Below are 16,168 nucleotides of genomic sequence, written 5' to 3' on the forward strand. Positions count from 1 at the left end.
CTTATCCATAAAAATGACAATTATTGTTGCTAAGTTATTTAAAGTTTTTTGTTGGGGCTTTGATTTTTTAAAAAATCAAAGCCCCAACAAAACTTACACAACTAAGGGGAGGGTGCCTTTGTTTATAAAAGTATTTTGAATAAACAACTTTATATATTCCATTTTAGATGGAGATTGTCATTTTTTATATGTTCTTGGCATTATGGATGACATAGTATCTTCTTTACAATACATACTGTTTTTCTATATTACAGGGACTGTTCATCCAACAATGTGACAATTGCCTTTTACTTTATGACCATTTAATCTAACAAGATACCAGTTACTTTTTACTGTACGACCATTACATCCAACAAGATGCCAACTACTTTTTACTTTATAACCTGTCCATTAAACAAAACCCAAATTAATTTTTACTAGATGACCATTCCATCAAACAAGATGCCAACTACTTTTTACTTTATGACCATTTTATTTAACAAGATGCCAGTTATTTTTTACTTTATGACCATTTCATCTAACAAGATGCCAACTACTTTTTACTTTACGCCCATTCCATTTAACAAGATGCCTATTATTTTTTACTTTATGACCATTCCATTTAACAAGATGAGTGTTGTGTCAAACTTTTTTAAAAATATTATCCCTGATAGCTTGAGAATTTACAGTCTTTACTCAATGATACGGACAATCATAATTTAATGACATAAAATATATGGTACTAATTTTCAAGTAGTTGGCGTTCGATGGCTCTATAAACCAAGAGGTCAAAAGCTAACTTTTGACCTCTTGGTTTATTTAAAACACGCTATAATCTTTACTCATGGCATAACTATTCTTGCTTTATCGTCATTGCCATTTCATTGGCAGTCATGCCATAAGTGAAACCTTTTAGGGAAAATGCCTTTAAATTCCTCTAATATTGTTTTTATACTAAATATCATTCAACCTTAAAAACTACAGAGGTTTCATAAGGCATCTTTGAAGGACAAGTAATTGTTAAGCCATCTGCTTCTTGTTTCCAGTTGAGTTTTCCCTTGTAACCAAGCAAAGAAACCTTCTTTATACTTTGAGCATAATAACCAGCATTTGAACCCAAAGATTTTATTTTTATGGTCGTATTCGGAGCGGGTACTGTCATACAGAAAGTATAAAGTGCTTTGTCTTTCCCAACCGTAAATCTAAAATCTGTTTCATTGAATTTAAACTCGGCGTGTCTTTTCGTTAATCCACCCCCTGGTAACATTTTCAATTTATTATTGATGATTTCTCCTTCACCGGGAATACTCCAAGCCTTACTTCCATAAACAGCAGATCCATTTCTACGCATCCAAATGCCTACTTCTTTTAACATTTTCAAACTACCTTCGTCTAAAGAACCATCAGGTAATATAGATATACAAAGAGCAGCATTTCCATCACGTGCTATGGCTTCAATTACATATCTAATCATCATTCCCGAATCATAAGTAAAACCAGGAGCATAAAACCAGTCTCCAACTGGTGCTTCGGCAATCCAAGTTTGAGCTGTATTGATTTTTTCAGGAACGCCAAACTCTTCAGTATTTACCGTGCCATTGGTATTATCACGGAATTTTACAATACTGAAAGTATTTACGTTACCTCTTCTTTGGAGTGTACGGTTGTAGAAATCAGCAATTACGTGTTGCATAGCATCGGCTTTAATCCCTGTTCCTGTTCCATTCCCAGTAAAAGGACCTTGCACAGTACCATCAGTATAAATAAAATCAGGGTCATAGTGTTCTACAACATCCATCATTCGTAAAGCCCAATTGGTAGTGTACCATTTGGCATAATCAAGATGATTTGAAAAAATACCTGCTGGTGGTGGTGACCATTCTGAATTTGCATTTTGTTCTACTCCTTTGTATTCTCGGAGGTCGATACCATAGAGCATTCGAGGGTCATAGCCTTCCCACCATTTTCCTTTGCCGTCGGCAAGAGTCAGATGCCCGTCGTAAGGAATACCTTTTTTCTCGCCTTCTTTGTCACTTTCAAAAGCTGTTTGCCACCACCACCATGTATATTCATGGTGAAAGGTCACGCCAAAACGCATTCCATCAGTTCTACAAGCTTTTGCCCATTCGCCTATCAAATCACGTTTTGGACCAATATTGACCGAATTCCAAGGTTGATATTTTGAATTCCATAAATCATAATTATCATGATGCACGCCTTGAATCATCAAATATTTTGCACCAGCATCTCGGTATATTTTAGTGAGTTCTGATGGTTTAAGCTTGATGGGATTCCAGTCACGTAATACTTCTTTATAGCCAACCTCAGATGGATGCCCGTACTTTTTTAAATGATTGGCATAAGCTTTTTTATCAGGTCTGTATAACTTTCGTGCATACCAATCACCACTTTCTCCTGCTGATTGTGGACCAAAATGAACCCAAATTCCAAACTTCGCATCACGAAGCCACTGCGGAGTACCGGGATAGTTTTTTTCAATAGACTCCCAAGTAGGTTCAAAAGGGCCTTTGGCGATGGGAATATCCAGTTTCATTTCTGGAAATGTTTTCCAATCTCCTAAAGTTTCGCTATCAACGGGTTTAGGTTTTGAAATTGTTGGTAATGGATTTTTTTCCTGTGCATACATACAAACAGGAAGTAAGAAGGGAATAAGTAGTACAAATATTTTTTTCATGGAATTAGCTCTATTGAGCATTTTAATTAAAAAAACTTAGCGAATGAAAAACAGGTTTTCATTCGCTAAGACGTTTCAGAGATATGAATTAATGAATGAGATTAATAGCCAGAGTTCTGTGTAAGGTTTTTATTTATATCTCTTTCAGACTGAGGAATTGGCCATAATTCATTTCTTCCTGCGACAAAAGCTCTTTTTTGATAAAGCAAGAATCCTTGATTATCCACAGGAAAATCTTTATATGTAGATGGAGAATTGGTGAGTTTCATACCTGTAAACTGGCGATTCAGTTCCGTTGCAGCGGTTCCCCATCTCAGAATATCATAGTAATGTATTCCTTCAAATGCCAATTCTACTTTGCGTTCTCTTCTAAAGATTGTTCTCAAAGAGGCAGCGTCTGTAACTTTCACTGGTGGCATATTTACTGAAGCTCTACCTCTCACTTTGTTGATAGTTTCATCCAATAACGCTTGGTTGATAGCATCTCCAGCTTCAACTTTTGCCTCAAGGTAGCTTAAAAGTACTTCTGCATAGCGAATCAAAGTGAAGTTTCCACCATAATTCATGAGGTTTCCTGCAAAGGTTGAATCCATAAACTTATTAACACAGTAGCCACTCCAATTGTATCGATTCATTCTATCAGGTGAGCTACTTTCTGGTCTTGAGATGTACTTTACTCCTTTAAATACTGCACGATCAGAAATCATAATCGTTTGGTCAAGCCTTGGGTCACGATTATTATAAGGGTTATTTGAATTGTATAAAGGAGATTCTTCTACTGTTTTTCCATCAGTACATTCATAAGATTGCACTAATTCGTTATATGGCGAAAATTGATGCCATCCTCCGTAAGTTTCAGGATAAAGATATTGTAAAAACACATGGCTGTACGTATCCTCGTGGTATTGTGAGGCAAGAATGATTTCATTGCTATTTTCTCCTGTTTGAATAAACAACTTTTTAAAACCTCCTTGTTCAATCGAATAAACACCGCTATCTATAATTTTTTTGTAGGTAACTGCCGCATCACTCCATTTTTTCTCCGCCATTTGTACTCTACCCAAGATAGCCAAAGCAGCTCCAGCTGTAATGCGTCCCATTTCACTACTTGGGCGAGTGGTAGGTAATAATGCAGCACTTTCTTTTAATTCATTTTCTACAAAAGTCCAAACTTCTGCTTTAGGCGTTCTCGTAATAGAGTTTGCCTCATCCAAGGTTAATAGCTTTTTAGGCAAAGGCACATCCCCAAAATATAGGGCAAGGTTGAACAAACAATAAGCTCTTAAAGTACGAATTTCAGATTTTAAGATACTCTTCTTCGTTTGATCCATCTGAATAGCATCAATATGGTCTAAGAAGTTATTGCATTTGGCTATCTTATTGTAAGTATTGCTCCAATAGCTATTTGTTACCCAATAAGAGGAGTTTAATGAACCATCTGTAACACGGTCAGGGATTAGCTCTTTCTCTGAACCTAGTCCTGCCATCAAGTCAAGGTAAAACACAGCTCTAGCATTCCAGAAATCTTCACCAGACCAGCCTGCTCCAATGTTATAACATCCAATCAAGGCTAAGTTTGCGTCTTTCTCTGTTTTCCAGAAAGTACCATCTGAAATGGAGTCAAGTGGTTGTTTGTCAAAATAATCACTTTTACAAGCTACTATAAAAAAGTATAGCACAAACAGTAAGCCTATTTTGAAGGATGGCAGTTTTGAATATATATTTTTGAATTTCATGTCTCTCAATCGTTTAATAAAATATGTCTGTATAATTTAGAATGATACATTTACACCAAAAGTATAAACACTTGTAAGGGGATAAAATCCACCATTTTGTGCCATTTCTGGATCCCATCCTTGATAATATGAATTAATCGAAAGGAGATTTTGTCCACTAAAATATACTCTGAGCCTATCAATCTTCATTTTATTTATCAATTCATTATTAAATGTATAGCCAACTTGTAAGTTTTTCAATCTTGCAAAACTGGCATCTCTATTCCAAAATGTTGATGTTTGAACAATACCGCTTCCTTCATTAAGATTTGTTAGTTTTGGATAAAGTGCATTTGGATTAGGATTCTCAGTTGTCCAACGGTTTTCTACTTGCCATCTTTGGATTTGTCCTCCGTTAAAGAAGGCAAATGCCTGATAGTTATTCATTTGTTTTTGCCATCCAGCAAGTCCTTGCACTAACATTAAGAAATCGAATCCTTTGTAATTAGCAGTAAGCGTTAATCCAAAGTTGTATTTAGGGACAGTGTTACCGATAAATGTTCTATCGTAAGTAGCATCTACTTTACCGTCAGGCACACCATTAGGACCACTTATATCTTTGTATCGAATAAAGCCGGGTTGTGCCGAATAGGGTTGTTTTGGATAAGTTGCCACATCGTCTGCATCCTTAAATAAGCCATCTGCAACGTAACCATAAGTAACGCCTAATGACTGTCCCACAAATAAATTGGCTCCAATATTTTGCTGAAGTCCATTGGCTAGTTCAGTTACTTTATTGTTAACAACCGTAAAGTTTGGCGATATTCCAATCTTAACTTTTCCAATGTTGGCATGATAGTTTAAGCTTGCTTCAAAGCCTGTATTTTCTACCCCACCAATGTTTACTGGCGAAGTACTAAGACCCAAAGTGGCAGAGCTGGCTATGCTATAAAGTACGCCAGAAGTTTGTTTTTTGAAAACACCCAAGGTAAAATCTAACTTTCCTTTCCACAAACTAGCATCTACACCAATATCTGTGGTAGTGGTAGTTTCCCAAGTAACATCGGCGTTGCTCAGTCTTGTTGTCGCCGCTCCAGAAACTAAAACACCGCCTAAAGAATAGTTTTGCCCAAGCGAAACGATATTCTGATAAGGGTATGTACCTACGTTTTGGTTACCCAATTTTCCCCAGCTTGCTCTTACTTTTAGGCTGTTAATCCAAGAAACATTTTTCAAGAAATCCTCTTCTGAAAGAATCCATCCTGCTGAGAAAGAAGGGAAATAACCCCATCTACCTTTTGCAGGAAAGCGAGAAGTCGCATCCGAACGCATATTGGCTTCAAACAAATATCTGTTGTTAAACGAGTAGTTCACTCTACTAAAAAATGAACGCATTGACCATGCCGAAGCAGAACCTGAATTACTCATACCTGTTGCAGAGCCACCATTGATTTCATAGAGTGTATTAGTAGGGAAATCTTTACGATACGCTGACATTCCCCAATCATCATATTGTTCTTGTGAAACACCTCCGAGTATTGTAAATGAGTGTTTATCAAATTGTTTGCTATAAGTTGCTAAAGACTGCATTGTTAATTGCTGTCCTTGTCCAGATGATACGCTTAAATTATTGGGACCAACGGTCTTGTTTGCATTAAACACAAATTCTGAAGCATAATCTTTGTTATAGTAGCTCCAAAAATTATATCCAACTTTACCACTCAAGGTTAATCCTTTGATGACCTCCCAAGCAATTTCACTACTTCCTAAAAAGTATTTATTTGTTCCCTTGTAAAAAGACTCACTAGCCATCCACGCTTCTGGGCTGTAATTGTCTTGGTAACCATACGTTCCATCAGATTTTTTACCTGCAAAAATAGGTCCCTGTCTTACCGCAAAGTTTATCATGCTGTTCATCCCACCATCATATTGACGTGGAGAATGATTTTCAGAAGTGTAGCCAGCCAAATTCACCTTTAACGTAAGGTTATCCTTAATTTTAGTATCAGTATTCAAAAGGATATTATATTTTGAATAGCCATTTTTAGCCACGATACCGTTTTGTTGCAAATACCCAATAGAAAAAAGATACCTTGTTTTATCATTCCCTCCCATAAAACTTAGGTTATGGTTACTCTGAAAGCCATCTCCTGAAGTTAAGAGATTTTTAAGGTGAGGTACATTGGGATAATTATCAGGGTCTGAGCCATTTCTGAATTTTTCAATCTCGGTGTCAGTGTAAGAAATACCAGCACCAGCGTTTAAATTTGCTTCATTTCTTAATTTGGCATATTCAGCAGACTCCACAAAATCAGGCAGTTGTGTTGCATTTTGCCATCCTGCATAGCTATTATAGCTAATTTTCATTTTGCCAGCTTCTCCTCTTTTGGTTTCGATAAGAATTACACCATTGGCCGCTCGGCTACCATACATGGCCGCAGAGGCTGCATCTTTCAATACCGAAATACTCTTGATGTTGTTGGGGTCAACATCATTAATAGAAGTTGCTAATCCGTCAACAAGTATCAATGCACCACCACCAGCACCATAAGAACCAATACCACGAATCGTAATACTCGCACCATTATTACCGGGCTGTCCAGAACCTTGTGATACCGAAACTCCTGTCATTAAACCTGCTAATGCTTGAGAAGATTGTGTAATCGGTCTGTCTGCAATTTCTTTGGAAGAAATAGTTGACACAGAGCCTGTTAGATTGATTTTCTTTTGAGTACCATAACCCACAACAACAACTTCATCTAAACTTTGTTGTTCTGCTACTAATTTTATATTCAATTCGGTTACTTTACCTACTTGGATTTCTTGCTTTTTGTATCCAATGTATGAAAAAACTAACACGTTGTAACTGTCTGGTAAATTAATAGTAAACTGACCTTTTTCATTGGTTACGCTTCCTTTCGTTGTTCCTTTTATAGCAATGCTTACTCCAACTAAAGGTTCACCTTTTTCATCAGTTACGGTTCCCGTTATATTTTGTTCTTGAAGCTCAATCTGAGTTTCAAGGCTTTCTTCCTTTTTCTCAATACTGGGATTATTCTTCTTCAAAAGAATGCGTTCGCCTTGAATTTCATAACTGATGCTTAGAGGAGTAAATAATTCCTTTAAAACATCTCTTAATTCACGATTCTTCGCTACAATGCTAATTTTACGTTTAGCACTAATATTCTTTGGGCTATAGAAAAAGTTGATTTTGGCAGCATTCTCAAGCTCAGAAAGAGCCTCAGTCAAACCTTTTTCTTCAATACGCACAGTTATTTTTTGTTGCAGTATATCTTGCCCACTTACTTCACTCGCATACGATAACGTAGTGAAGATTATCGCAATTAATATCTGTCCAGCTGAAATTTTCATAATGGATAGCAACGTTGCTAACGTTAATAGATTTTTTTTCATAAATTGTACTGTTTTTGTTTTTTTGGAAAATTTGACAAAAATATTCCCTAACACTTCTTCCTAAGGAAGTGTTTGATTTGCGTCTAAGGGAATGGTATCAAGTCGATAAATGCTGAGAACATTTATCGACTTTTCTTTTTTTCAGGAGGAATTGGTAATGCGTTTTTTCATATTTGAGATATTTTTTGAGTTAGAGTATTTATAAAGATTCATTAATAATCAAACAATTATTCACAACCTTTTCCAGATACAATTATCTGTGCATCAACTACTTGATAATTTATTCCAGTAATTTTTGCAATACTATTCAGCTTATCAAACATGGTTGCATCTGATAGATTTCCGTTGATGGTGCATTCTTCAAAAAGGTTTTCATCATAAATAATTTTAATGCCATAGGCATTTTCTAAATCTGTAAAGACTTTAGCCAAAGAAGCATTTTTGTAGATAAATTCTTGCTTTTGTAGTATAGATGAAAGTATTGCTGGTTTAGGAACGATTCTCTTCATCAATTTGGCATCGGATGATAAGTAAACAGCTTCTTGATTTGGAGTAACCACAATGCCGTTTGCTTCTGAAAAATGTATGCTTTTTTCAACTGTTTTTGATTCTAGTTGTGCAACCACCGAAACTCGACCTGTCTTTACTACAACTCTTTCTTCTTCTGTTTCAGGATTTGCCTTAATCGTAAAACTTGTACCTAATACTTTGGTAATTAATTTTTTGGTATAAATCAGAAAAGGTCTTTTGGGATTTTTAGTTACTTCAAAAAAAGCTTCTCCTACCAGAAATACTTCTCTTTTATCTGCTTCAAAAACCTTTGGATAACGAATCTTTGATTTTTTCTCAAGAACAATTTCACTTCCATCCATCAAAAAAACACTCATTGGCTCATTTGAAGTATTTCCTTTTTCTATAAATTCTACCTCCGAACTTTTAGCTGATAATTGTGGAATATCAAATGCTTTTTCAGCCTCTTTTTGATAATTTATCCACCAACCTAAACCAATTAATACTGTAATCGATGCCGCCAATGGCCAAACATACCGTCCCCAATAGTTTGACTTCTCAGTTATCTCAGATTCTACTCCTTGCCAAATTTTTGCTACCGATGCTTCTTCATCAATAGACGTATTTTGAATAGAAGCCAAGCTTTTTACCATTGATTTTGCCTTTAAAATCAATACTTCTTTATCAGGATTCTCTTGTAGAAAATCTTGCCAAAACTTTTCAGTTTGTTCATCTGGATTTTGTACCCATCGACAAAAAAAATCGTCTTTTACAAAATCCATTATATCGAAATCAGAGTAGTTCATCATTTATAGAGGGCTTTAATTATAGAATGTCATAAACAACAAAAATATATCCTATTAAATGTAAAAATTTTTACATTTAATTTGCACATAATAGCTAAGTATAAATAAATCAGCTATTTATCAATTCAAAAAATTAATAATAAAGAGTAAAAAATGTGAAGGAAAATGAATGGATTGGCGCAAAGAGTACAAGGCTTTTTGAATAAGATTGCCTACCGAAGAATAGTTCAATTCCATCATTTCAGCGATTTGAGCATTCGAGAATTGATGATAATATTTTAAATTGATTACTTCTCGCTGGCGTTGCGATAATTGACCAAAGGCTTTTTCAAGTCTTTCTAATTGCTCTTTTTGATTTTCTTCCTCAATCAAAAGTCCTTCAAAAGACGATTCAAACAGTGCTTCCAAGTTCTGATCTATTTCATCAGCTTTGTTAGTAAAATCGTACTTCATCGTACGCATTAATTTATTTTTGAGCGAACGAAACAAGTAAAATTTAATAGAATCTGTATCAGCAAGATTCTCCTTACTTTGCCAAAGCTCTAAAAAAATGTCTTGAATGCAATCTTCTACTACTGATAAATTAGGAGAAATCCTGAGCGTAATTCCATAGTTTAATAATGGCTTTGCGTATAGCTGATAAATTTTGGAAAAAGCTTTCTTATCACCTTTTTTGAAGGTTTGCCAAAGTAATAAATCATCGCTATGCAAGGGTTTAATTGCCAAAATGAATGAATTGAATTGATAAAACTGAAATGAATATCTCTGAAAATATTCATTTTACTCAACGAATCTCATTGACACAAACAATAAGGTGAAAATTGCAAAATATACTGATAAAATTATCATTTTTTTATATGGCAATATCATGATTAGTCCATTTTCAGTAGAATGATGAAATGACTAGATCTGGAAAATAAAATCCGTTGGCTCAAGTTTACTATTCGTTTCAATCAAATCAAGCCTGATATGGGTGTAATATTTAGCCCAAATGAGAATACTCAATTGTCCATTGAGGTTCTATTTTTAATGAACTAATCCAACAAATTTAATCCCTTCTTTAAACAAGGAAACTCAGGCTAAATCTTAGGTTTGATGGCTAAATTTTAAAAAGCATTTCTATCAAGTAAGGGATGTTTGTATATAAATTCTTCTTCAAAATCAGTTTCCCAAGGAAGTTTATCATTTCTATCTGTCCAGACTAATTGTGAGGCAGGAAAATCTTTTGACTTGTAATAGTCATTCCGAAGTAATCTTTCAAATTCCTATAAATCCTACCAAGGTCCATTCTGCTTCACTTGATAAAATTGCGTTCCGTTGAATCTATAAAGTCCGCTTCCTGCACCCCACCACATATTTCCTGATTTATCTTGAAACATACTTTGTACGCAACAGTTTATCCCGTCAGCTGTGGTAAATACCTTAAATGCTTTCGGATTTGGCAATGGAATAGAAGGGTCAAATCTGGTAGTGCTACCACGTGCTGTAATCCATATTATACCCGAATCTTCTATGATTATTCCCCAAAACTCTGTACCCCCTAAGCCATCTTTGGGCGTGTATTCGGTAAAAGTTTTGCCATCAAATTTACAGATACCATTTTTCATGGTAAACCACATATTGCCCAATTTGTCTTGTGCAATACCGCCTGCATAGTTCTCGCCCAAAGCTTCTTTTTCATTAAAATTGACAATCGTTTTGCCATCATAACGAAACACACCTTTATTAGACGAGGCAAACCAAATATTTCCGGCTTTGTCTTCCATAATGCACGCAACATTGATAGGCGGAAGTAAAGAAAATAACGAAAAAGATTGATTATCCAAACTATCTGCTAATGGATTATATCGATAAACTCCGCCATGTGTACCTACCCAAACCGCCCCCGATTTATCAACAAGAATACTTTTTCGGCTGATGCCAATATGACTTAACCCATCTTTTTGAGTATAATTTCTAAATCTTTTACCAACTGCCAATTTAGGGTCATACTTATATACTCCTTGGTCAGTGCCAAACCACATATTGCCCTTTTTATCTTCATTAATGGAAAAAACAGACTTGCTTTCAAAACCATCAGGATTAGCAAAATAGGTTAAAGTTGTTTTGTCGTACCTCACTACACCTTCGCCAATAGTACCAAACCATAAATTCCCTTTGGAGTCTTCAAAAATACTTCGGATGTATTGGCTCACTAAAGTTGTATCAAAATCAGGAGCTAATCCCACTGATTTAAAGTTTTTGATTACTCTTGGACTTGGCTTGGAAGCATTAAGCTTACTGTTCTTTTCTTGTCCGTGGCAAGCCGTAACAATCATCAAAAAACTAAAAAGTACTATTTTGTTCAGTGTCATGATTATGGTTTTACTGTTTTAGGATTTTGATAAAATGTTAAAAGAAAAATTGCCCATGAGGACACGGGCAATGGCAAAACAGAATTTATTTGTTGTTTCTCTCAGTGTTATGTCAGCCACAGAACACGGAAAGCGTCCAACTTACCACAACTCATGTTGAGGGTTGTTTTTATTCTCGCTTAACTTGATTTTCTCTTCGTCTACGTTGAGACTTACAAACCGCAAGTATAATCGTTACAATAATTAAAATTGGAATTAAAATCAGCGTTCCATCGCTATGATTATCTAATGGTTTAAATCGTATTTTATTTTTCTTTAAAATTATTAACTCCTTGTTAATGTTTTTATCAATTGAGTTCTCTGTAAAATTTAGTTTTATAATGATTTTGAATTTTTCCAGTTCTATATCTGATTTTGGAGTTAAAATAAAATCATACGCAAAATATGAGTTACTCTCAGAGTTTAGACTTTTTAAGTTCGTTGGAATTTTAGAAAATTTCTTAAATTCTGGGATGTCCCAATTGTGCATACCACTATAAGGAAGTATTTTATTTATTCTTAAAACAGTTGAATTGTCATCGTTAATCCCAACTACAAAAACCTCAATATCCTTTACTAATATTTTTGCTTGTATGTGATTAAAACTTAGGTTTAGCCTATAATCTAAACTGTCTTCTTGGGAAAAATGTGTCGAAATATTTGTAAGCCCTGTGTAAATATTTTCAATTATTTCCTTAGATGGGTTTTCATAATAGTCAATTCTCTTAATGTGGATTACTATTAAAAAAAATATCAGGATTAAGAAAGTATAATAAAGTGTATTAACTGTCCTTCGCATTTGAATAGCTTGGTTGTCAAATTTGTGATAGTACAATCCCAAATACACGAGCTGTGCAAAGCCCATGTATTTGGGATAAATTATTAATTTACTTACTCCTTAATCCCCGTATTCTCTACAGGTTTTTCAAATTCCCATTCGCTTCTGATGAGTTTGTTTTGGCTTGGATATACTTCGTTTAGGGTATTGGCATCGTAGATTCTGCCGTTTTTCATCACCATTTTCAAGGTGTTTGAATGACGAATGTTTTCTAAAGGATTTTTATCCATGATTAATAAATCGGCTAATTTTCCTTTTTCGATACTTCCCAAATCTTTGTCTAAACCTAAAGCGGTTGCTCCGAGAATGGTTGATACTTTTAAAGCATCAAGGTTTTTCATACCTCCGCTTTGCATCGACCATAATTCCCAATGATAACCCAAACCTTGAAATTCTCCGTGACTACCGATACCTGCCAATGAACCATTTTCTACCATTGCTTTCATCGACTTGGCGTGTTTCTGAAAAACGTGTTCTTCTGGCATAAACCAACCTGTTACTCTACGAGTTTTTTCCGCTAATTCTTCATAAGGCATAAAGTATTGCATCTTTTTATCATGATACGGATTCTCTGTTTCAAAATAGAAAATTTCAGCAAAAGGACCTCCATAGGCTACCAAGAAAGTAGGCGTTACTGCCATTTTTGAGTAAGCGATGGATTTCACCACATCGTTGTACAATGGATAAACTGGAATAGCGTGTTCGTGTCCGGGATAGCCATCCAACATATTGGTCATGTTCAGTTTGTAGTTCAAACCGCCTTCAGTAGTTGGCATTAGTTTTTGGTCTTTTGCCGCTTTGATAATCCATTGACGAGTTTGACGATTGCCCGTCAAATACATTTTGATGTACTTGGTATTGTAATATTTGCTGTATTGCTTCAAAGCATTGATTGCCCCTGTTGAATCTTTGATATTGTACGACCAGAAACCAACACCCGGCCCCGTTGAATAGATTCTTGGCCCAGCCATTTTGCCAGCGTCCACCATGTCGCTATAAGTGAGTACGTCGGTAGTAGCCGTTTGTGGGTCACGAGTAGTGGTTACGCCATAGGCTAAATTGGTGGCATAAATCCATACTTGGTTTTTCTGAATGCCCCATTGTGGCCACATGTGCGAATGTGTATCTACAAAACCCGGCGTGATGGTTTTGCCTTTTACATCAATTACTTTGGCATTGCCAACGCCTTTCAGACTTCCACTTTTCCCAACGGCTTTTATTCGGTTGTTTTCTATTAAAATATCTCCATTTTCTATCACTTCATTGCCATTCATCGTGATGATTCTTCCGCCTTTCAACAATACATTTCCTGTCGGAATATCTTTGGTGAAGTACAGTTTAATCTCAGTTTCTTCTGGCTTATAAGTAGTTTCAGCTTTTTTAACGGCTACTTTTTTTGTGGCAGAATCTGCTTTGGCTTTTACATCAACTTTAATTTTCAAAGTATCGGTTTTAGCTTTGTTTAAAGAATCTGCCTTTGCTTTTTCTTGTGCTTTTTTAGCGGTTTTCACACTGTCTTCAAAAGCTTTGGATTTGTCTAAATCATACACAAAATGAAAGCGACCTAAAGACCAATGTACTTTCTTCGCATCGCTCGACCAAGCTGGAAACTCCCCTCCTATTTCTGTTAATTTTTGTGCAGGAAACTGTGCTGAACTTGGGTCTGATACAGAAATGTTAACTGTTTTTCCTGTTTTAGGAATCGTCATTACATAAATATCATTGTTAATTTGTGCCAAAGCTTTGTCTCCATCGGGCGACATTAATACTTGTGAAGCATTTGACGCTCTGTTTACTTCCATTGCCTCCGCCATTTTTTCGCCCAACATACAATTATGCACATAATCTTCGCCTTCGATACTCATGCCATAAGTAGTGATGCCTGTGATTTTTGCATGAACTTTTTCGTCTGTTCCATCCCATTTAATCGACTGTAAAGAACCATCACCACCGCTTAAATAGATTCTATCAGAATTTTTCACGAAGTGAGGCGTACTTCTGCCTTGTGCTTTATCAATCACGGTGATTGCTCCGCCTTTGGCATCAATCCAACAAATTTCATCTTCTGAACTATTAGCAACTGGTCCAACAGATTCTTTGAAAGTACGCATTTTGCTACGAATGAAAACGATTTTATCGTCTTTCTGCGAGAAAACTGGTTGCGAATACAAAGCTGGCACTGACGTTAGTTTTTGTACGTTTGGCGTTCCGCTGGTATTTACTTTATAAAGATTTCCGCCTTCGGCTGTCCAAGTGATAAAGGCAATTTGCGTTCCATCGTTCGACCAAATAGGATTTGCTTCGGTAAATTCATGCGAAGTAATTCTACGTGGCGTACCATTCGGATAATCTGCAACGTACAAACGGTTCAATGAAGTAAAAGCCAACTGCTTGCCATTTGGCGAAGGAACAGCATCACGAATTTGTGAAATTAAGGTTTGAGTAGTATCTGAAACGGGATATTTAAACTCCAATCTTGGTCCCATTTCCAAATCCATATCAACACTAAATGGAATCTGAACAGGGTTTCCGCCATTGATAGCAATTTTATAAATCTTTCCGCCATAAGAAGCAATTAACGATTGATTATCAGGCGTGAAAGCCATAGAAGGCAACACGCCCATCGTTGCGATTGATTCTTGTTCGTCTCTTTGTACGGGATAGGCTAACCATTTTTCGTCGCCACTTTCCAGATTTCTTAATACCAAACCTGTTTTTTCTTCAAAGCGAGAACCATAGACTAACCATTTGCCATCGCCTGATAAAGTAGGCGAAAATGCTGAACCGTATCTTGAAGTAATGGTAGTGCGTTTGGCATTATCACGGTCGTAAACGCCAATTTGGTACTGTGGCATCATGGCATTATAATTCCACGCACCCGAACGTTGCGAGAAGTAAATGTATCTTCCGTCGGGACTTACGGCTGGGTCGATAGTTTTTAAAGTAGCAGGTTGGTCAATCAATTGAACGCCTCCGCCTCCATCTTTATGCACCATCCACAGTTGTACATTCATGCGACCTTTGGCGAAAATGATATAATTGCCATCGGGAGTCCATTCGGCAGCTTCATAGTTTTGGTCACGGTCTTTCGTTACTTGGATGGTATCTTTTTTCTCGAAATCAATCATCCAAACATTATCCGAACCGCTACGATCTGAGATAAAAATCAGTTTTTTTCCGTCTGGACTATAACGTGGATGCGTATCAAAAGCCAAACCTTTGGTGATGTTAGTCGCTTTTCCGCCAGTAAAAGGAATAGTGTATAAATCGCCCATCAAATCAAAAACGATGTTTTTCGCATCTGGACTCACATCTAATGAAAGCCAAGTACCTTCGTCAGTATTGAGTTTGAACTTACGAGTAGCCTTTAGCGGTAAATCTTTGTAACGAACAAATTTCGTTGTGTCTTTTTTAAGGGAGTCGCCAGAAGATAGATGCCTTGGCGATGAATGTTTAAAGGAATTTGCCATGCCGACAATCGCAAAAGTGCCGACAAACAATCCTATCAATAGATTTTTAGGATTAGTTTGAGGAAAAGTGATTTTCATTTTGTTGATTAATTTGTTGAATTGAATCACTAAAATAGTGATAATTATTTAGGATATTGATTTTGTCGAGGTTTTTAAAAATACTCAATCATGAAATAGTAAACAATTCCGAAGGAATGACATATTTATAGAAAAGGCAACATAACAACACCGATGTTCGACCCCATTCGGGGTCATATATCTTCTTCATTTTACTTTTGGCTATTCATGTTTAATCCTTTCAGGATTGGGAGAGGAATTAGTAAATCAAAATATCATGAGTAATCTAAA

8 protein-coding genes and 1 pseudogene are annotated in these 16,168 nt (G+C 36.0%); all 9 read right to left on the bottom strand.

Annotated elements, in window-relative coordinates:
- Positions 1-940 precede the first annotated feature (940 nt).
- The 9 genes and pseudogenes from VB776_RS14840 to VB776_RS14875 all read right to left on the bottom strand — a co-directional run bounded on the left by VB776_RS14840 (position 941) and on the right by VB776_RS14875 (position 15,898).
- Positions 941-2,674, bottom strand: coding sequence for an alpha-L-fucosidase (locus VB776_RS14840; RefSeq protein WP_323697510.1), 1,734 nt, complete (start codon positions 2,672-2,674; stop codon positions 941-943).
- A 101-nt stretch (positions 2,675-2,775) separates the two neighbouring features.
- Complete coding sequence (locus tag VB776_RS14845; RefSeq protein ID WP_323697511.1) at positions 2,776-4,410, bottom strand: RagB/SusD family nutrient uptake outer membrane protein; 1,635 nt, start codon at positions 4,408-4,410, stop codon at positions 2,776-2,778.
- A 36-nt stretch (positions 4,411-4,446) separates the two neighbouring features.
- Positions 4,447-7,803, bottom strand: a complete 3,357-nt coding sequence (locus VB776_RS14850; protein ID WP_323697512.1) for a TonB-dependent receptor — start codon at positions 7,801-7,803, stop codon at positions 4,447-4,449.
- Between the two features lie 227 nt (positions 7,804-8,030).
- Positions 8,031-9,122, bottom strand: a complete 1,092-nt coding sequence (locus VB776_RS14855) for a FecR family protein (RefSeq protein WP_323697513.1) — start codon at positions 9,120-9,122, stop codon at positions 8,031-8,033.
- A 117-nt stretch (positions 9,123-9,239) separates the two neighbouring features.
- Positions 9,240-9,845 carry an RNA polymerase sigma factor gene (locus VB776_RS14860; RefSeq protein WP_323697514.1) on the bottom strand — a complete coding sequence of 202 codons (606 nt, stop codon included), beginning with the start codon at positions 9,843-9,845 and terminating at the stop codon, positions 9,240-9,242.
- 380 nt (positions 9,846-10,225) lie between these two features.
- Positions 10,226-10,351: pseudogene (locus tag VB776_RS24580) on the bottom strand (hypothetical protein); the annotation flags it as partial.
- 42 nt (positions 10,352-10,393) lie between these two features.
- Positions 10,394-11,473, bottom strand: a complete 1,080-nt coding sequence (locus VB776_RS14865; RefSeq protein WP_323697515.1) for a ligand-binding sensor domain-containing protein — start codon at positions 11,471-11,473, stop codon at positions 10,394-10,396.
- A 169-nt stretch (positions 11,474-11,642) separates the two neighbouring features.
- Positions 11,643-12,377 (bottom strand): hypothetical protein, encoded by a 735-nt coding sequence (locus tag VB776_RS14870; RefSeq protein ID WP_323697517.1) that lies wholly within the window; start codon positions 12,375-12,377, stop codon positions 11,643-11,645.
- A 26-nt stretch (positions 12,378-12,403) separates the two neighbouring features.
- A complete protein-coding gene (locus tag VB776_RS14875) occupies positions 12,404-15,898 on the bottom strand; it encodes an amidohydrolase family protein (protein WP_323697518.1) in 3,495 nt (1,164 codons plus the stop codon).
- Positions 15,899-16,168 lie beyond the last annotated feature (270 nt).

This window comes from Arcicella gelida, from assembly GCF_034931025.1.
Classification (GTDB): domain Bacteria; phylum Bacteroidota; class Bacteroidia; order Cytophagales; family Spirosomataceae; genus Arcicella; species Arcicella gelida.

Bases quoted from the DNA above. Each gene is read 5' to 3' on its own strand.
- VB776_RS14870 (WP_323697517.1), bottom strand. From the start codon at position 12,377: ATGGGCTTTGCACAGCTCGTGTATTTGGGATTGTACTATCACAAATTT.
- VB776_RS14840 (WP_323697510.1), bottom strand. From the start codon at position 2,674: ATGAAAAAAATATTTGTACTACTTATTCCCTTCTTACTTCCTGTTTGT.
- VB776_RS14850 (WP_323697512.1), bottom strand. From the start codon at position 7,803: ATGAAAAAAAATCTATTAACGTTAGCAACGTTGCTATCCATTATGAAA.
- VB776_RS14865 (WP_323697515.1), bottom strand. From the start codon at position 11,473: ATGACACTGAACAAAATAGTACTTTTTAGTTTTTTGATGATTGTTACG.
- VB776_RS14845 (WP_323697511.1), bottom strand. From the start codon at position 4,410: ATGAAATTCAAAAATATATATTCAAAACTGCCATCCTTCAAAATAGGC.
- VB776_RS14855 (WP_323697513.1), bottom strand. From the start codon at position 9,122: ATGATGAACTACTCTGATTTCGATATAATGGATTTTGTAAAAGACGAT.
- VB776_RS14875 (WP_323697518.1), bottom strand. From the start codon at position 15,898: ATGAAAATCACTTTTCCTCAAACTAATCCTAAAAATCTATTGATAGGA.